At 72.8% G+C, this 16917-nt stretch carries 16 protein-coding genes; 6 read left to right on the top strand and 10 right to left on the bottom strand.

What is annotated here, in order from left to right; translation table 11 throughout:
- The first annotated feature begins 77 nt into the window (after window positions 1-77).
- Window positions 78-875 carry a DUF2382 domain-containing protein gene (locus ACFY9S_RS31490; protein WP_391135055.1) on the top strand — a complete coding sequence of 266 codons (798 nt, stop codon included), beginning with the start codon at window positions 78-80 and terminating at the stop codon, window positions 873-875.
- Window positions 876-951: 76 nt separating this feature from the next.
- Here the strand turns inward: ACFY9S_RS31490 and ACFY9S_RS31485 are convergent, their stop codons facing one another.
- From ACFY9S_RS31485 to ACFY9S_RS31470, 4 genes are all read right to left on the bottom strand, one after another.
- A complete protein-coding gene (locus ACFY9S_RS31485) occupies window positions 952-1716 on the bottom strand; it encodes a TSUP family transporter (protein ID WP_391135052.1) in 765 nt (254 codons plus the stop codon).
- A 341-nt stretch (window positions 1717-2057) separates the two neighbouring features.
- A complete protein-coding gene (locus ACFY9S_RS31480; RefSeq protein ID WP_391135326.1) occupies window positions 2058-4094 on the bottom strand; it encodes a DUF1996 domain-containing protein in 2037 nt (678 codons plus the stop codon).
- Window positions 4095-4346: 252 nt separating this feature from the next.
- The gene (locus tag ACFY9S_RS31475) at window positions 4347-5039 is read right to left on the bottom strand and encodes a lytic polysaccharide monooxygenase (protein ID WP_391135049.1); all 693 of its coding nucleotides are present in this window, start codon (window positions 5037-5039) and stop codon (window positions 4347-4349) included.
- A 158-nt stretch (window positions 5040-5197) separates the two neighbouring features.
- A complete protein-coding gene (locus tag ACFY9S_RS31470) occupies window positions 5198-5830 on the bottom strand; it encodes a GNAT family N-acetyltransferase (RefSeq protein WP_391135046.1) in 633 nt (210 codons plus the stop codon).
- A gap of 156 nt (window positions 5831-5986) precedes the next feature.
- Between ACFY9S_RS31470 and ACFY9S_RS31465 the strand changes: the two genes are divergently transcribed.
- Window positions 5987-7234, top strand: a complete 1248-nt coding sequence (locus ACFY9S_RS31465; protein WP_391135043.1) for a YhjD/YihY/BrkB family envelope integrity protein — start codon at window positions 5987-5989, stop codon at window positions 7232-7234.
- 14 nt (window positions 7235-7248) lie between these two features.
- On the opposite strand, the gene ACFY9S_RS31460 is transcribed toward ACFY9S_RS31465, so the two are convergent.
- The 3 genes from ACFY9S_RS31460 to ACFY9S_RS31450 form a co-directional block, all read right to left on the bottom strand.
- Window positions 7249-7701: an NAD(P)H-dependent oxidoreductase gene (locus ACFY9S_RS31460; RefSeq protein ID WP_391135040.1), complete on the bottom strand. Its 453-nt coding sequence runs from the start codon at window positions 7699-7701 to the stop codon at window positions 7249-7251.
- A 68-nt stretch (window positions 7702-7769) separates the two neighbouring features.
- A complete protein-coding gene (locus ACFY9S_RS31455) occupies window positions 7770-8201 on the bottom strand; it encodes a DUF3618 domain-containing protein (RefSeq protein WP_102910639.1) in 432 nt (143 codons plus the stop codon).
- Entirely contained in the window at window positions 8198-8641 is a 444-nt protein-coding gene (locus ACFY9S_RS31450) for a phage holin family protein (RefSeq protein WP_391135038.1), read from the bottom strand. The genes ACFY9S_RS31455 and ACFY9S_RS31450 overlap by 4 nt, the downstream gene beginning before the upstream one ends.
- Window positions 8642-8791: 150 nt before the next feature.
- Between ACFY9S_RS31450 and ACFY9S_RS31445 the strand changes: the two genes are divergently transcribed.
- A complete protein-coding gene (locus ACFY9S_RS31445) occupies window positions 8792-9241 on the top strand; it encodes an SRPBCC family protein (RefSeq protein ID WP_391135036.1) in 450 nt (149 codons plus the stop codon).
- Between the two features lie 95 nt (window positions 9242-9336).
- On the opposite strand, the gene ACFY9S_RS31440 is transcribed toward ACFY9S_RS31445, so the two are convergent.
- From ACFY9S_RS31440 to ACFY9S_RS31430, 3 genes are all read right to left on the bottom strand, one after another.
- Entirely contained in the window at window positions 9337-13665 is a 4329-nt protein-coding gene (locus tag ACFY9S_RS31440) for an HAD-IC family P-type ATPase (protein WP_391135034.1), read from the bottom strand.
- A 16-nt stretch (window positions 13666-13681) separates the two neighbouring features.
- Window positions 13682-14263 carry a hypothetical protein gene (locus ACFY9S_RS31435; protein WP_391135032.1) on the bottom strand — a complete coding sequence of 194 codons (582 nt, stop codon included), beginning with the start codon at window positions 14261-14263 and terminating at the stop codon, window positions 13682-13684.
- Between the two features lie 71 nt (window positions 14264-14334).
- Window positions 14335-14544, bottom strand: coding sequence for a hypothetical protein (locus ACFY9S_RS31430; protein ID WP_102912215.1), 210 nt, complete (start codon window positions 14542-14544; stop codon window positions 14335-14337).
- 573 nt (window positions 14545-15117) lie between these two features.
- Here ACFY9S_RS31430 and ACFY9S_RS31425 point away from each other — a divergent pair.
- From ACFY9S_RS31425 to ACFY9S_RS31415, 3 genes are read left to right on the top strand one after another with little or no spacing between them, the layout of a single operon-like run.
- On the top strand, window positions 15118-15795 hold the full coding sequence (locus tag ACFY9S_RS31425; RefSeq protein ID WP_391135030.1) for a nucleotidyltransferase family protein: 678 nt from the start codon (window positions 15118-15120) through the stop codon (window positions 15793-15795).
- A gap of 12 nt (window positions 15796-15807) precedes the next feature.
- Window positions 15808-16095 (top strand): BON domain-containing protein, encoded by a 288-nt coding sequence (locus ACFY9S_RS31420; RefSeq protein WP_102912213.1) that lies wholly within the window; start codon window positions 15808-15810, stop codon window positions 16093-16095.
- On the top strand, window positions 16092-16856 hold the full coding sequence (locus ACFY9S_RS31415; protein WP_391135027.1) for a metallophosphoesterase: 765 nt from the start codon (window positions 16092-16094) through the stop codon (window positions 16854-16856). Before ACFY9S_RS31420 ends, ACFY9S_RS31415 begins: the two co-directional genes overlap by 4 nt.
- Window positions 16857-16917 lie beyond the last annotated feature (61 nt).

Raw genomic sequence — 16917 nt, 5'->3', positions numbered from 1 at the left:
GCCGTACTCGGACACCGGCACAGCCCGAACCCGACAGCCGCAATCCCATCAATGTCAAGAACGCAGGAGATACCAGGATGATCACCCGAGAGCAGATATCCACCGTGCTGGACCACCCGGTCCATGACGCCAGGGGCGACAAGATCGGCAATGCCGGGCACGTCTTCTTCGACGACGTCACCGGCGAGCCCGAGTGGGTCAGCGTACGGACGGGCCTGTTCGGCTCCAGCGAGTCCTTCGTACCCATCCACGACGCGGCCCTCGTCGAGGACCACCTCGAGGTGCCGTACGCCAAGGACCAGGTCAAGGACGCACCCAACGTCGACGTGGACGCCGGCGGTCACCTGTCCGAACAGGAGGAGCAGCGCCTGTACCAGTACTACGGCGTCGACTGGGACGCCGGCCGGACGGACGCACATTCCGGTACCTCCGGTACCGGCCGGGCGACCGGCACCACCGGCACCACCGGCACCACCGGCACCACCGACGACGCGATGACGCGGTCCGAGGAGGAGATGCACGTCGGTGTCGAACGCCGCGAGGCCGGCCGGGCGCGGCTGCGCAAGTACGTCGTCACCGAAGAGCAGCAGTACACCGTCCCCGTACGCCACGAAGAGGTCCGCGTCGAGCGCGAGCCGATCACCGACACCAACCGGGACACGGCGATGTCCGGGCCGGACATCACGGAGGCGGAGCACGACGTCACGCTCTACGAGGAGCAGCCCGTGGTGGAGACCAGGGCCGTACCGAAGGAGCGGGTCCGCCTGAGCACGGAAGAGGTCACGGAGGAGGAGACCGTCACCGGCGAGGTCCGCAAGGAACGTATCGAGACCGAGGGAACCGACGAGCAGGGCGACCAGCGGCGCCGTCGCTGATCTCCGGCGGGCGCCCGGGCGGGAGGGCCACGGCCGTCCTTCCCGGGCGCCGCCCTGCGTGCGCGCCGGGCCGGGATCAGTGGAGCATCAGGTGGACTAGGGCGACGGTGCCGACCGACACGATCAGGGTGCGCAGGACGGCGGGGCTGAAGCGGCGGCCCGTTCTGGCTCCGATGAGGCCGCCGAGCGCTGACCCGGCGGCGATGAGCACGACGGCCGTCCAGTCGAAGTCGGCGAAGAACAGGAACAGCAGGGCGGCGACCGTGTTGACGACGGCCGCCAGCACGTTCTTCACGGCGTTGAGCCGCTGGAGCGTCTCGTCGAGCAGCATGCCCATCAGGGAGACGTAGATGATGCCCTGCGCGGCGGAGAAATAGCCGCCGTAGACGCTGGCGAGCGTCAGCCCGGTGAACAGCAGGGGGCCACCGTCGCGGCGGACGGGACCGCCCTCGGCGCGACGGCGGCGCACCCGCTTCGCGATCAAGGGCTGGCACGCGACCAGCACCAGGGCGAGGCCCACCAGGACCGGCACGATCCGTTCGAACGCCGACGCGGGCAGGGTCAGCAGCAGCACGGCGCCCGCGAGGCCGCCCAGTACGGCGCCGATGCCGAGCAGCAGGACACGCCGGCGCTGCCCCCGCAGTTCCTCGCGGTAGCCGAGGGCCGCGGTGATGGAACCGGGCACCAGGCCCAGCCCGTTCGACACCGTGGCCGTGACCGGGGGCAGTCCGGTCGCCAGCAGAACCGGGAAGGTGATCAGCGTTCCCGAGCCGACGACGGCGTTGACGGCCCCGGCGCCCGTGCCGGCGGCGAGCACGGCGGCCATCTCCCACGGCGTCACGCCGCCGCTCCGCCGCGTGTGCCGTTCCACATGAGGTTCATGCGGTCACGCTAGAGGGTGGACCGTTCGGCACCCGCCGCAGGGTGCCGGAGCAGGGCCTCGGCCCGGGACGCGCGACGGCGGCGGGATCCGGTGGGGATCCCGCCGCCGTTCACGGCTCATGTCCGGGTGTGCCTCCTTGGGCTGCGACCGGAAAGGTTCACCGGCTTGCGACGCCCGGCACGGCACCTCGCCGCGTTGTCGCATCACCCGAGTACATCCAGTACGCGGGCGATGCTCCGCCTTGCGATGCACCGCACCGGACGCCGCAAGCCTTCCGGCAAACCTGTCCGGTCACAGCGCTAGCCGCGCCGCACCCGGCGCAGGACGACGAAGCCCGCGATGACCAGGACTGCGCCCGCCGCCGCCGGCCAGAGCTGGGCGCCGGTGTCGGCCAGGCCGCCCTCGCCGACCGCCTGCGGCTCGGTCCGGGACGGTGCCGACGGGGTCGGCGGGGTCGGCGGGGAACTGGTCGCCGTGCCGACGGCCTGGGACTGGCCGAGGCCGTCCGTGTCGTCGCCGGCGCCGTCCTTCGAACCGCCGTCCTGCTCACCGGCCTTGCCGCCGTCCGCCGAAGCGGTCGCCTTCACCGCGGGACCGGCGCCGGCGGGAGTCGTGGAGGCGTCGCCGGGCTCGGGTTCGGGGGCCGGCTTGTCCGCCGGCGGCTTCGGGGCCTGGCCCTTGCCCTCGTCACCGCGGTCGCCCTGGTCACCGGGCTTCCCGCCGGCGTTCCCGCCCTGCGGAGCGCCGGGCGTCTTCGTCGGCTGCTCCTGCGGGGCTTCAGGGGCCTTCGTCGGCTCTTCCTGAGGAACCTCGGGTGTCTTGGTCGGCTCCTCCTGCGGGGCCTCCGGCGTCTTCGTCGGCTCCTCCTGGGGCTCCTCACCCGGGGCCGGGTCCTGCCCGCCGCCCGCGCCGGCGCCGCACCTGCGGCCGTCGTTGATGCAGTCGACCATCTCCCCCATCAGCTTCTCGTCGAAGATGTTGATGAAGTCGCCGTGGTCCGTGACCGGTTTGTGCAGCTGCTCCGGGAAGGAGTCGACCGCGAACAGCGGTGTCGTGCGGCCGCCGTCGTTCAGGCTCGGCGCGTCGATGTCGTAGACGATGCGCTGAACCAGCTGCGGGATGGGGCGGAAGCCGGACGGGCAGTTCCCGGCGGCGTCCGCGAACGCCACGTGGGTGCGGTGGTTGGCGCTGTCGATGTTGCGGCCGTCCCAGCAGCTCTGGAACTCGAAGGTGCGGACGACGTCGCTGCCCTGGGGGCACAGCGGGTACTTGTCCTTCAGCTGCCGGTCCTCGAAGCCGGTGCAGCTCCAGGAGGCGTTGGCGTTGGCGGGGCCGTTGACGAACGACTTGGCGTCGCCCGTGATGATCCGCAGCAGGCGCGGCATGGCCGTGACCTTCTCGCGGGGGTTGCCGACGAACGTCAGCGTGACCTGCTTCGGCGTGACGATCTCGCCGGCGTTGCCCTCGATGCCGCCGCCGGGCTTGTCGGCGTCCTTCTCCTGGGTGCCGTTCTGCAGGCGTACGACGGGCCAGTAGTAGGACGACTTGTCGCCCTGGTCGTCGCAGCTGGTCTCGGCGTCGGCGAGGTCCTGGTCGCTGGCGAAGGCGTTGTTGCCCTGGTTGCCGACGTAGTCGTGGAAGTGGTGGGCTCCGTTGGTGACGCCCGGGGCGGCGATGATGTTGTCGGAGTTGAACAGGCCGTTCTCGTTCACGCCGCAACTGGTGGCGAAGGAGCCGCGGGACGCGTCGCCCTGGGGGCGGGGGTCGTTCACGTTGGGCTGGATGCTCTTGATGTCCGCGAAGTCGGCGGCGACGGGGCCGTTGCCCGCCTGTCCGCCGTTGGCGCCCTGGCCCTGGCCGTTCCCCTGTTCCTGGCCGGCCTGGCCCTGCTCCTCGCCGGGCTGCCCGCCGCCGTCCTGGCCTTCGCCCTGCGCGGTAGCCTGGTTGCCGTCCTCCACGGTGCAGGCGGCCAGGGCCTCCAGCCCCTCGGGACGGTCCCCCACACGGTCGATGGCGATCGCGATGCGTTCGAGGGTCGCGCCCCGCTTCTCCTTCAGCGGACTCACGATCGCGTTGTCGGCGAAGCCGGGATCCTGCTGCGTCCGCTGTGCGGACTCGCTCAGCTGCTGATAGGCCTTGGCGATCTGCTCGTCCAGGAGGGCGAGTTCCTTGTCGACCTCCCCCCGCGCCTGCTCGGGGACCGAGGTCAGCTTGCTGCCGACGTCCGGGCAGTCGATCGTGGCGCCCGCGGTCCGGACCCCCGCGCCGGACCGCGTCGCGGCGGAGTCACCGCCCGAACCGCCGTCCGTGGCCGAGGCGTAGACGTTCGCGGCCATCAGGCCGCCTCCGCCCAGGATCAGTGCGAATGCGGCGAACGTCGCGCGGCGTGGGCCGGTAGGGCGTCTTCGCGTGTTGCGTCCCAAGGGTGCTCTCCTGCGCTTGTGGCGTGCCGGGCATGAAAATCCCCTCGCCCCATACGTACGGGAGCACCCGCGTGTTCACCCCGCTCGAAAACTTTCGGAGAACTCTCATGAGGCGCGAGGCGGCCCGGGCCCCGCCGGACGCCCTGTCCGGCGGGGACACGCAGGTCAGCGGAAGTTCACGTCACTGCACAGGAAGTAGGTCTGGTCCATGTGCGAGGCCTGCCAGATCGTGTACACGACGTGCCGGCCGCTCAGCCCCGAAGTGCTCACCGGGATCTCGTAGTTCTGGCTGGGCGCGTACCTGCCGGTGCGCTTGACGAGCTGGAGGTCGTTCCACGTCAGCGGCTGGGTGGTGGGGTCGAAGCCCTGCCGCGTGACGTAGACCAGGAAGTAGTCGGCGCCATGGCTTGCCTGGTCGTACAGCTTCACCGTGAAGTCGCCGGCGATGTCCGTGGTCTTCCAGGCGCCGACCGCGTCGAGGGAGTTGTACCGGCCCCCCTCGGTCCGGCCGCCGCTGCACAGCTGGCCGTTGGGGACGACGGCCTGGAAGTTCCCGCCGGAGCCGTTGCGGTACAGGCCGTTCCAGTTCCACATGGCGTTGGGGTTGTCCCGCCAGGCCTGCCAGCACATGGGGTCCAGACGGGCCATCTCCGGGTTCTGGAAGTCGCTTCCCCAGCGCAGCCAGCAGCCGTAGTTGCGGGAGGCAGGGTCGACGACCGAGCCGTGGGCGACGGCGGTGCCGCTCCACGGGATCAGGCTGAGCAGCGCGGCGACGAGCACGCTCAGGAGGAGTGTCAGGCGGGACCTGAGCCTGGGGAGGCGCACCCCAGGACGCATATCATGACCATGACAATTCATGATCTCTCTCTTTCGGGTGTGGGGGTTGTCGTGCTTTCCCTCGTACTTTCGATCATGTTTCGAAGCGGGAGCACTGAGAGTGGGAGCGCTCCCATATCACACAGGCTGTACCCGATGGCACGACTCGGCAATACTCGATTGCGCCACTTCCGCGACGGTCAGAGCCGGTCCGGTTCCTTCGTGATGCGTCCGAGGTAGGTGACCTCGCCCGGCTCCGGCACCTCGATCTCCTCGAAGCCCATGCGGTCGTAGAAGGTCCGGGCCCGGGTGTTGGCGGTCGCCATGGCCAGATGCACGGCCGGCACCCCTCTGCCCTGGAGCGCTCGCAGAAGCGTCCGCATGAGACGACCTCCGTAGCCACGGCGCTGCCAGTCGGGCAGCAGATCGATGTGCAGGTGCGCGGGATGGTCGGCCAGTTCGGGCAGCACCATCCGCTCGGGGTCGTGCAGGAGGCCCGCCATCGCCTCGTCCGGGGTGCGCGGCGGCCGGGGTGGCTCCGGATAGCGGCCGGCGACCAGGGGAAGCCACGTGGCGCGGAAGGCTTCGGCGAAGCGCGCGGTGTCGGCCGTGCCGAGGATGTAGCCGACCGCCCGCCCCTGCCCGTCGTCCAGCACGAAGGCCAGTTCCGGCTCCAGATGGACGTACGGCGCCGCGAAGGTCGCCGGGAAGATGCCCGGGTCCGCATAGTGGGGGCGGCTGTCCTCGCCGTGGTGGGCGGTGCGGATGCAGATGTCGTCGAGAGCCGGGCGGTCCTCGGGCCGGTACGGGCGGATGGCGGGTGACGTGGTCATGGCCGCATCGTGCACGGAGCGGGAGCGCTCCCTCAAGTCCGATTCCACATCGGCCGGGGCGCCGGCCGGTCCGCCGCAGGGCGTCGCGGACCGGCGCCCCTGGACCGGTTTGAACGAGCGCGGCTTAAGGCCCCCGCCCGGGGTTACCCGGCTCACATGGTGAAGCTGCATATTCCGGGACGAAAAGAACAGCACGAGACCGGGGCCCCGCCTCCGGAGAGCCCACGCCCGGGGCTTGAGGCCGAACGCCGGGAAGCCCGTGAGGCGGACGGCCGGGAGGCTTCCGAGGCCGAGGGCCGGGAAGCTCGTGAAGCGGAACGCCGGGACACTTCCGAGGCGGGACGCCGGGGAGCTCCCGGGGCGGAGGGCCGGGACACTTCCGGGGCGGAGGGCCGGGAAGCTCCCGCGCCCGCTTCCGAGGAGCCCGGGCCGGACCCCGCCGTGGAGCGTTCGGCGCCGGACACGCCGACCGACCTGCCCCGTAAGTCCTGGGTCGCGGTCCTGAAGGGCAGCGTGCGGGAGTTCAAGGACGACGAGCTGACCGACCGGGCGGCCGCACTGACCTACTACGGTGTGCTGGCGCTGTTCCCCGCACTGCTGGTGCTGGTGTCGATGCTGGGCCTGACCGGCAGGTCGACCACGGACAAGGTGACCGAGAACGTCCGTGAGCTCGTGCCCGGCTCGGCGGGCGACATCATCACCCGGGCCGTCGACCAGTTGCAGGGCAACGCCGGCATCGGCTCGCTGATGGCGATCGTCGGTCTGGTCCTGGCGGTGTGGTCGGCGTCGGGCTACGTGGGCGCGTTCATCCGCTCGGCCAACGCCGTCTACGACATGCCCGAGGGCCGGCCGGTGTGGAAGCTGCTGCCGATGCGGGTGGGCGTCACGGTCGTGCTGCTCGTGCTGGCCGTCATCAGCTCGCTGATCGTGGTGTTCTCGGGCGGACTGGCCAAGCAGGCCGGAGACGCACTGGGTATCGGCGACACCGCGCTGACGGTGTGGTCGATCGCCAAGTGGCCGGTCCTGGTACTGCTGGTCGTTCTCATGATCGCGATCCTGTACTGGGCGGCCCCGAACGCCAAGGTGAAGGGGTTCCGCTGGATCACGCCCGGCAGTCTGCTGGCGCTGCTGATCTGGATGATCGCGTCCGCCGGTTTCGCGGTCTACGTCGCCAATTTCGCCTCGTACAACAAGACCTACGGCACGATGGCCGGTGTCATCGTCTTCCTGGTGTGGCTGTGGATCACCAACCTGGCGATTCTGCTGGGGCTGGAGTTCGACGCGGAGACGGTCCGGCAGCGGGCCATCGCCGGTGGGCATCCGCCCGAGGAGGAGCCGTACACCCAGCCGCGTGACACCCGGGCGTGGGACGAGCAGGACCGCCGTCGGCTGGAACAGGCCTGATCGGTCCGGACACTTCAGCCCGTGAGTCCGGCGGCTACCGTCGCACCCAGTTCCCAGCACCGTTCGAGGTCGCCCTTGTCCGGCTCGCCGGTCACGGTCACGGCCTCGGCGGTGCGACGCCAGCCGAGGCCCGTCGTCACCGACTCGATCCCGCGCACCGCTCCGGTGACGTCGTTGCCGCCGTGCACCCAGTAGCCGAAGGGGCGGCCGCGGGTGGCGTCCAGGCACGGGTAGTAGACCTGGTCGAAGAAGTGCTTGAGAGCGCCGGACATGTAGCCGAGGTTCGCGGGAGTGCCGAGGAGGAAGCCGTCGGCGGCGAGGACGTCCGAGGCGGTGGCGGAGAGTGCGGGCACGCGGACGACCCGGACGTCCTCGATCTCGGGGTCCGTCGCCCCGGAGAGGACGGCTTCGAACATCGCCTGGCAGTGGGGCGAGGGCGTGTGATGGACGATCAGCAAAGTGGCCACGGCACCTGACCTTGCCGTGCGGGCCCCCGCCACCGCAAGCGGCGACGGGGGCCGGGTGTCGCCGACGCTCAGCGCTTGCCGCGACGGCGGATCAGCAGGCAGGCCACGAGTACGGCACCGGCGCCCGCCAGCAGGGCGGCCCGGTGGTCGCGCACCTGCTGCGGGGCCTTGTCCTGCCAGACCTGCTCGGCCTGGGCGGCCTTCTCCTTCGCGCCCTGAGCAGCGGCGGTGCCCTTCTGCTTCACCGGCTCGGGCAGCTTCTCCTCCACGGTGTGGGCCATATGCGCGGCCTTGGTCCTGGCCTGCCCGCTCCACGCCTGGGCCTTGGCCCCGGCCTGCTCCCTGACCGCGCCGGCCTTCTCGCGGGCACGGGTCTTGACGTCGGCCCGGTCCGCCAGTGCCTGCACCGTGTCGCCGAGTTCGTGGCGGGTGTGCTCGACCTGCTCGCGCAGCTCCTCCTGGCTGCGGGCGGTCGGCTCGTCGTGCGGAGGCTGGGTCATCGCTGTGCACTCTCCTTGATCTCGGCCACGTCGGCCTTCACGTTGTCCATGGTCTGCTGCGGGGCGGGCGGGCCGGCACTGCGCACCTGCTTGCGGCCGGCCAGCGCCGCCACGCCCGTGGCGACGGCCAGCACGCCGGTGACGATCAGCGCCGCCGCCCACACCGGCAGCGGTACGGCCAGGGCGGCGATCGCCGTGGCGACCAGGGCCTGCAGGGTGACGAAGCCGAGTACACCGGCGCCGCCGAACAGGCCGCCGCCCTTCCCGAAGCGTTTGCCCTTCTCGGTCATCTCCGCCCGGGCGAGGCGCATCTCGCCGCGCACCAGGTCGGTCAGTTGCTCGGTGGCCCGCTGCACCAGCTCGCCCACCGGCTCCTCTCCGGCCGCCGGCGCGCTTCCCGTGCGGGGAGCGGCGTAGGCCGTGCGGTGCGTGTCCGTCATGGCGATCACCTCCCGGTCCGTGGTTGCGGGCCGGGTACCCCGCGAGAGGCGGATAGGACACCTGGCCGGACAACTTGTGATGACGATGAGTGAGCGCCGCGAGATCTGGTACCCGGCCGCCGCTCACGAACGAGAAAGGGAGGTATCGCCTTGTCGCAGGTAGAGGAATCCATCGAGGTCCGCGTGCCGGTGCACACCGCGTACAACCAGTGGACGCAGTTCGAGTCCTTCCCCGAGTTCATGGACGGTGTCGAGCGCATCGAGCAGCGCACCGACACCCTCACGCACTGGGTCACGAAGGTCGGCGGACAGGCGCGGGAGTTCGACGCCGAGATCACCGAGCAGGTCCCGGACGAGCGCGTCGCCTGGACCACGGTGGGCGGCGAGGCACGGCAGGCCGGTGTGGTGACCTTCCACCGCCTTCAGGACGACACGACCAAGGTCATGCTGCAGATGGACTTCGATCCCCATGGCGTGGCCGAATCCGTGGGTGACAAGCTCGGCTTCGTGAAGCGGCAGGTCTCCGGTGATCTGCGGCGCTTCAAGGAGTTCATGGAGGCCCGCGGGGCGGAGACGGGCGCCTGGCGCGGCCAGGTCTGACCGGGCGCGGGAGGCCGCCACCACTGCACGTGGTGGCGGCCTCCCGCTGTGCTCGCACCCCCCATCTCATCGCTGCCTCCAGCTGTGCTCGCCCCCTAGGCCACCGGGGCGGCGATCCCGCTCTCGAAGAGCTGCCGGGCGTGCCGGACCAGGTCGTTGAGGCGCGGGGCGAGTCGTGCCGCGGAGTCGTAGAGGGCGTGGACCGCCGGGAGGCGCTCCAGACGGGGAGCCAGGGCCGACAGGGCGATGGCCAGGGCCACGCCGGCCCAGGCCACGGGCCCGAGCGGGGTGCAGCCGAAGAAGTGGCTGACGCCGGGAGTCTGGACGAGGGCGGCGAGGACGGCGGCCGAGCCGAGGGCCGTGACCCAGACCAGGGTGCTGTGGCGCCGTCCGGAGAGGGTCTGCACGAGCTGCGCGCCGACCACACCGCACAGGGCCATGGTGGTGGACCGGCGTTCGGTGCCGGGGGTGAGGCGGCCGATGAGGTAGGCCGTGATCGCGCCGAGGCAGGTGGTGACGCCGCGTCGGCGGATGGAGCGCAGCAGGGGTGCGCCGAGGACGTCGAGGCTCATGGGACCGGTCGCGGCGTGTTCCGCGGTCGAGGGGTCGTTGCTGGGTGTGACCGCCACGGCCATGGCCGGGAACATGTCGGTGAGCAGGTTGACCAGCAGCAGCTGACGGGTCGACAGGGGCGAGGCGCCGGCGAGCAGCGTGCCGAGGACGCTGAAGCCGACCTCGCCGGCGTTGCCGCCGATGAGGATGCTCACCGCGTCGGCGACACTGCGCCACAGGGCGCGGCCCTCGGCGACCGCGTCCACGAGGACGGACAGGTCGCCGGTGGTGAGCACGAGGTCGGCGGCGTTGCGGGCGGCGGCCGAGCCGCGGGACTCGATGCCGACCCCGACGTCGGCGGCCCGGATGGCGGCGGCGTCGTTGGCGCCGTCGCCGGCCATCGCCACGACCCGCCCAGCCTGTTGCAGGGCCTCCACGACGTGCAGCTTCTGCTCGGGTGCGACACGGGCGATGACGCCCGCGCCGCGCAGCACCCGGACGCGTTCGCGGCGCTCCATGGCGACGAGTTCGTCGCCGGTCACGGCCTCGGTCTCCTCCGGCCAGCCCAGTTGCAGGGCGATGGCGCGGGCGGTCTCCGGGTGGTCGCCGGTGAGCATGACGGGCAGGATGCCGGAGCGGCGCAGTTCCGCGAGCAGGGCGTGCGAGGTGTCGCGCGGGACGTCGGCGAGGGCGACGAAGCCGCTGAACTCCAGGTCGGCGAGCGGCAGGTCGAGTTCCGCCTCGGCGGCATCGGCCCGGCAGGCGCGGCGCGCGACGGCCAGGACGCGCAGTCCTTGCCCGGCCAGTTCGTGGGCGGTGTCCCAGGCGTGGGCCGGAAGGTCCCGGCAGGCGGGCAGGATCGTCTCGGGTGCGCCCTTGACGACGAGAAGTTCTCCCATGTCCGGGTCGCCGTCGCGGCCGATCGCGGCGGCGTAGCCGCGGCGGGTCTCGAAGGGCAGTTCGCCGGTGGGTGCCCAGCCCTCGTCGGGCGGGGCTACGTCGAGGACGGCCTCGTCGGTGGCGTGCGCGACGCGGCGGCCCTCCCCCGTCTCCTCCTGCGGGCAGGCGCGCGCGGCCAGACGCACGATGGGGGTGGCCTCGTCGGTGTCCGTGGCGAGTACGGTGCCGTCGGCCGTGGCGACGCGGACCAGGCGCAGCTTGTTCTCGGTGAGGGTGCCGGTCTTGTCGAAGCAGACGGTGTCGACCCGGCCGAGTGCCTCCAGGGTGCGCGGGGTGCGGACCAGGACACCGCGGCGGGACAGCCGGCGGGCCGCCGCCATCTGCGCGACGGTCGCGACGAGCGGGAGCCCTTCGGGTACGGCGGCGACGGCGACCGCGACGCCGCCGCTGACGGCGCGCCGGACGGGGCTGCCGCGCAGCAGGGACAGCCCGGTCACGGCGGCGCCGCCGGTGAAGGTCACCGGCAGTGCCTTGCGGGTCAGTTCCTGGAGCCGTGCCTGGACGCCGGCGGGCGGCGGGGTACGGGCGGCCAGGGAGACGGCCCGGCCCGCCTCGGTCCGGTCGCCGGTGTCCACGACGAGGGCGGTGGCCCGGCCGGCCACGACGGTGGTGCCCTCGAAGATCATGCAGGTGCGCTGCGCCACGGGCGCGCCGGGTGTGGCCTCGACGGTCTTGGTCACCGGCAGGGACTCGCCGGTGAGCGCCGACTCGTCGACCTCCAGACCGTCGAGGTCCAGCAGCCGGGCGTCGGCGGGTACGACGTCGCCGGGGCCGAGGCTGATCTCGTCCCCGGGCCGCAGCCGGGCGGCGTCGACGGTGACCGTCCGTTTGCGGCTGTCCTGCTTGCGGGCCTTGGGCTGCTGCCGGGCGGCGAGCCGGGCCAGGGCCTGTTCGGCGCGCAGTCGCTGGAGTCCGCCGGTCACGGCGTTGAGGTCCATGGCGCCGACGACGAGCAGCGCGTCGACGACCGAGCCGAGCAGGGCCGAGGCGACGGCGCCCGTGGCGAGGACAGGGGTCAGCGGGTCGTCGAGTTCGCGGCGTACGGCGCCGGCCGCCTGCCATGTCCAGCGGGCGGGGGCGGCGGCCGGGTGCCGGGCCAGGCGTGCGGCCTGCTGCCGTGAGCGGCCGGCGAGCAGGGCGAGCCCGCGGGGCTCGCCGTCGTGGTCGGCGCGCCGCAGCCGGTCGCGGGCCTCGTGGGGTTCCAGGGCGTGCCAGGGAATGTGCAGGCGGGGCTGGGGCGGGGTGGCCCGGGCGACGCGGACGGCTTCGACCCAGCCGGTGATCAGGGCGCCGGCGGCGGCGATGTTGACGGGGGCGTGCCGGGTGAGAGGCCACAGGAGGCGTCGGCCGGGGGGCTGCCCGCCGCGGGCGACCAGGAGCCCGGAGAGGGCCGCTCCGGCGCGGGCGAAAGTCTGCGACCGGCGTCCCACGCGCCGGGCGGCGGGGATCGCCGTGAGCAGCCGCCAGACGTCGGCGAGGCCGCCGGGGACCAGCGCGTCGACGCCCCAGCAGACGGCACCCCCTCCGTCGGTGAGGGCGATGGCCACGTCACCGGCGGGCAGTCCGGCCACGACGTGCCCCTCGCCGGACTCGTCCAGGCGGGCGACGGTCACGACGACGTGCCCGTCGTCCTGCAGGGCCCGTACGACGTCTTCGAACGGCTCGGCGCTCGGGGCGACCTCGTCGGCGAGCCGGGTGATGTCCTTCAGGTCGGAGCCGCCGGCGATCACGACGTGCAGTCCTGCCCGGCGGGCGGCGTCCAGGACGGCCTCGGCGAAGGGGTGGACCGGGTCGTCGGGGAGGCCGTCGTCGGTGTCGTCCTGCCGCAGGCTGCGCAGGGCGTCGGCGTGCAGGACGAGGGCGTCGGCGATCTCCAGCTGGCGCAGGCGCTCCCCGTCGCGCAGGAGGATCCCTGCGTGGGCGAGGAAGGTGCCGAGGGTCGCGCCGAAGGCGGCCGGTCCGTACCGGGCCGCCTTCGGGGACCCGGCGAGGACCGCTTCGGCGGCGTCGTTCGCGCTGTGTGTGACGAGGAGGGTCGCGGCGGCACCGGCGAGGCTGCCGGTGCTGGCGTGCGAGGCGTACTCCGCGGCGGGGGTCACCTTGAGCGGCGGCCGGGCGTCCGTGGGGCAGGCCAGGCTGGTGCGCTCGGCGTGGCAGACGTCGTCGTGCAGCGCCTCGAAGGCCGCGGCCCTGGCCACCGCCTCCGTGAGCTGGTTGCCGCGCAGGATGCCGTCGAGCACGAGCGCCAGCGGGGTCTGGCCGATGCCGTGGGTGGCGGCGTTGGCGGCGGCGAGGAGGAGTTCCATGCCGGACGTGCCGAACCGCTGCCGGAGCAGGGCCCGGAAGCGGGGGTTCTCACGCAGCAGCGTGACGGTGGCGGTGACGACGCGCGAGGTGGGCGGCAGCCGCAGGGACCGGCCGGCCAGGGCTCCGGCCGCGCCGGCGGCGTCCAGCAGGATCGCCGCCGCGGTGACGCGCACCTCGGCGGGGTCGCCGGGGTGGCGGGTGTCGCGGACGTTCGGGTCGGCGCCCTCGGCCAGGCCGAGGCGGGTGGCGAGTGCGGTGGCCAGCTCGGTGACGCGGTCGGTGGCGGCGTCCTCGGCCACGGTGACGACCAGGCGGGCCAGTCCCCCGTCCCAGTACGCCGTGAGCACGTCCGGGTGCTCGACGAGTTCCTGGGCGACCTTGTGGGCGATCGCTTCGGCGTCGCCGCCGGAGTGCCGCAGTGCGAGGTGGAGGCGCCGGCCGGCCGTCCAGTGCCGGTCGCCGGTCAGGGCGTTGCGCGCGACGTTGCGGACGCGGCGGGTGGTGTCGTAGGCGGAGGTCACCGATCGGGCGGCGCCGCGGGCGGCGCCTGCGGCCGCGCCGGCCACCGCCCCGACGAGTGGGGTGACGTCGAAGCGTGTGAGCATCTGCTGCTGTCCCGACTCAGCCGGTGGGGCGGCTGTCGTGTGTCTGCCCGTGGGGCTGCTCCTCACCGTGGTGCGCGGTGGCCTCGGCGACCTGCTTCAGCGCGGAGGCGGTGGCGGTGTCGCCGACCTTGGCGGGCTGTTCATGGACGTGCTGTTCCGGCCGGTCGTGCCGGTAGTGGGAGGCGGCGAGTCTGCCGCCGGGTCCGTACGCGGAGGTGTCCTCGTCGTCCCGGGCGGAGCGGCGGTCCCCGTCCTCGCCGGCCGGTGTTCCGCCGTTCGGGGACGCGTGGTCGGGCCGCTGCCCGGGGTGCGGCTGGGTGAGCCAGGCGACGGCCGCGCCGGTCACCGCCACCGGCCATTCCACCAGTCCGGCCACGCCGAGCACTCCGGCGCCGGCGTAGACGGCCATCCGGCGGCCGCGCGGCGAGACCGCGCCGATCCTGTCCAGCGCGTCCGTGGCCACCTTGCCCACCTGCTCCGCACCGGGCAGGTGCCTGAGGCCCGAGGCCATGGCCCGCAAGGGCTGCGGAAGATCGGGCGAACGAGATGTCTCCTGGTTCATGTCGACCTCCACGTGCGCGTTGTCCTGCGGCCTCATCCGGTTTCCCAGCTCCTGGCCCCATATTCCGCTTTTGTAGGGGGACGCGCTTGTCTTGTTCGGCCGGGGTGTCAGAGCACCGTCTCGCCGTCGTGGACCCCGCCCATGCAGCGCTTGGTGTAGGACGGCGAGCCGTCACCCACGGCGGAGATGACGATCATGCCGCCACCGGCGACGCACTGGCTCGCGGTGACGTCTGCCGGGAGGGCGGCGGCAGCAGCCGGCACGGCGAGTGCGGTGGCGGTCAGGGCAGTGAGCAGGGCGTACGACAACGTGCGCATCAGGGCTCCCTCAGGGGTGAACGGCCGGGCGGTCCGGCCCTGCCCCAGGCTGGGCAGGGAACGAGCGAGCCGCCACCCGGGAAAGGGCCGGCCGCCCGGCGCATCCGGTCGTCACCGGGGGCGGCCACGTGGACGTCGCCGGGCGTCCGGCGGGGGCGGGGGCGACGAGCGGCCGGTCGCCTGCGACGACGCGCCGGACGAGAAGGCCGACGGCCCGCGGGGCGAGGCGGATCCCGTGCCGCTGGGCGGCCCGTCGGCGGCGGTACGCGGGACGGCGCGGATCCCGTGCCACTGGACAGCCCATCCACGCCGAAACGCGGGACGGCGCGGAGCATGCAGCGGGCGCGTCCATGTGCCGCACGTTCCCGCGGGCACCGCACGCTCCCGCGGCGGCCCGGGAGTCGCGAGGCTGGTCAACCGGCCCTGGAGGGAGGCGACATCGTGCGGGGCCGACGGCCTTCGGAAGCCGTCCGTGTCGGGTCGGGAGCGCCGGGTACTCAGTGCAGGCAAACAGGCCGTCTCGGGTCCGGGCACCGCACGGAGCGGAGTGTCCGGTTCGGCGAAGGAGTGGTCATGACGCAGAACGGTGATGACGCGACGCTCGTCCGGCGACCGGGGATCCCCGACCTCCGGACGGCTCCGGAGGGAGCCGAGCCCGCGCCACCACAGGACCCGCAGGCGGACCAGCCGCCGCAGGAGCTGCCCCTGGACCGCAACCAGGCGATCCTGGAGGCGGCCAAGCAGGTCGGCGCTCTGCTGAAGCGCAAGGGGCACCTGTTCGCCCTGGCCGGCAGCGTGGCCGCGTACGCCCACGGCGGCGAGAAGAACATGCAGCACGACGTCGACTTCGCGATCCGCCCCGAGGACGCGGACGCGGTGGCGGCGACGCTGCGCGAAGCCGGGCTGACGGTCTACACGCCGCCGGAGGACTGGCTGATCAAGGCCACGTGTTTCGGGCAGCCGGTCGACATCATCTTCGAGTTGGCGCACCGGCCGGTCGGCGCGGACATGCTGGAGCGGGCCGAAGAGCTGTCGGTCGACTCGGTGCGCATGCCCGTGCTGGCCCCGACCGATCTGCTGTGGAGCCTGACCGCCGCGTTCTCCGAGCACCACTGCGATTTCGGGGCGGCCCTGCCCATCGCGCGTGCGCTGCGGGAGAAGGTCGACTGGGAGCGGGTGCGGCGCGAGTGCGGGGACGAGCCCATGCCCGCGGCGTTCTTCTTCCTCCTGGAGCGCCTGAACGTCATCTGAAGGAGCACCCACATGAGCACCCTCGGTTCACAGGACGCGGGCGGCGGGCCGCCCGCCGAGAACCTGGAGTACCGCATCGCCCACCTCCAGGACCGTCTCGCCTCCGGCGAACTCGGTGAACTGGGCGTACGGGTCGAGGCCCGTGGCAGGGCGGTGCTGCTCACCGGCACCGTGCCCTCGGCGCCCTGCCGCGAGGAGATCGTGCGCACCGTGGAGGAGGAGCTCGCCGGCTTCCCCGTGCACAGCGACCTCGTGGTCACCGAGGCGTCCTCCCCCGACCATGCGGAGGAGCTCTCATGATCCGCATCGCAGCCGTCGGAGACATTCACATGGGGCCCGAGAGCCAGGGCGTGCTCCGCCCCGCCTTCGAGACCCTGCCCGAGTGCGCCGATCTCCTGCTGCTGGCCGGGGACCTCACCCGGCACGGCACGCCCGAGGAGATGCGGGTGGTGGCCCGGGAGGTCCAGGACCTCGCCGTTCCGGTCGTCGCCGTCCTGGGCAACCACGACCACCACGACGACCGTCCGGACGAGGTCACGGCCATCCTCCGGGATGCCGGCGCGCAGGTGCTGGAGGGGCAGGGGACAGTCGTGGAGAGCGGCGGCGCGCGGATCGGCGTCGCCGGGACCAAGGGCTTCGGCGGCGGTTTCGTGGGCCGCTGCGCCGGGGAGTTCGGCGAGCCGGTCATGAAGGAGTTCGTCCGGTACTCCCGCCGGAGCGCCGACGGGCTGCGGACCGCACTGGAGCGACTGGGCGAGGAGGGCTGTGACGCGCGGATCGCGCTGACCCACTACTCCCCCGTCGCGGACACGCTGGCCGGCGAGCCGCTGGAGATCTACCCCTTCCTGGGCAGCTATCTGCTGGCCGAGGCGATCGACACCGCCGGCGCCGACCTCGCGGTGCACGGGCACGCGCACGCCGGCACCGAGCACGGCATGACGAGCGGCGGTGTGCGGGTGCGCAACGTCGCCCAGCCGGTCATCGGCCGGGCCTTCCACGTCTACCACCTGCCGGTCCGGGAGCCCGCCGCGACCGGCGCCGCCGCACAACAGGCCCGCTGAGCGGGCTCCTTCCCCTCCGCCGCCGGCGTTCGCCGGCGGCGGTTTGCGTTGTCCGCCGCCC

This window comes from Streptomyces sp. NPDC012474 (assembly GCF_042955185.1).
Lineage (GTDB): Bacteria > Actinomycetota > Actinomycetes > Streptomycetales > Streptomycetaceae > Streptomyces > Streptomyces cahuitamycinicus.
The sequence above is the reverse complement of the archived record's forward strand: the minus strand, read 5'-3'. Positions and strand labels throughout refer to the sequence as shown.

Excerpts from the sequence above, each read along its gene's own strand:
- ACFY9S_RS31490 (WP_391135055.1), top strand. The coding sequence starts at position 78 with ATGATCACCCGAGAGCAGATATCCACCGTGCTGGACCACCCGGTCCAT.
- ACFY9S_RS31480 (WP_391135326.1), bottom strand. The coding sequence starts at position 4,094 with ATGGCCGCGAACGTCTACGCCTCGGCCACGGACGGCGGTTCGGGCGGT.
- ACFY9S_RS31475 (WP_391135049.1), bottom strand. The coding sequence starts at position 5,039 with ATGAATTGTCATGGTCATGATATGCGTCCTGGGGTGCGCCTCCCCAGG.
- ACFY9S_RS31470 (WP_391135046.1), bottom strand. The coding sequence starts at position 5,830 with ATGACCACGTCACCCGCCATCCGCCCGTACCGGCCCGAGGACCGCCCG.
- ACFY9S_RS31465 (WP_391135043.1), top strand. The coding sequence starts at position 5,987 with ATGGTGAAGCTGCATATTCCGGGACGAAAAGAACAGCACGAGACCGGG.
- ACFY9S_RS31455 (WP_102910639.1), bottom strand. The coding sequence starts at position 8,201 with ATGACCCAGCCTCCGCACGACGAGCCGACCGCCCGCAGCCAGGAGGAG.
- ACFY9S_RS31450 (WP_391135038.1), bottom strand. The coding sequence starts at position 8,641 with ATGACGGACACGCACCGCACGGCCTACGCCGCTCCCCGCACGGGAAGC.
- ACFY9S_RS31440 (WP_391135034.1), bottom strand. The coding sequence starts at position 13,665 with ATGCTCACACGCTTCGACGTCACCCCACTCGTCGGGGCGGTGGCCGGC.
- ACFY9S_RS31435 (WP_391135032.1), bottom strand. The coding sequence starts at position 14,263 with ATGAGGCCGCAGGACAACGCGCACGTGGAGGTCGACATGAACCAGGAG.
- ACFY9S_RS31430 (WP_102912215.1), bottom strand. The coding sequence starts at position 14,544 with ATGCGCACGTTGTCGTACGCCCTGCTCACTGCCCTGACCGCCACCGCA.
- ACFY9S_RS31425 (WP_391135030.1), top strand. The coding sequence starts at position 15,118 with ATGACGCAGAACGGTGATGACGCGACGCTCGTCCGGCGACCGGGGATC.
- ACFY9S_RS31420 (WP_102912213.1), top strand. The coding sequence starts at position 15,808 with ATGAGCACCCTCGGTTCACAGGACGCGGGCGGCGGGCCGCCCGCCGAG.
- ACFY9S_RS31415 (WP_391135027.1), top strand. The coding sequence starts at position 16,092 with ATGATCCGCATCGCAGCCGTCGGAGACATTCACATGGGGCCCGAGAGC.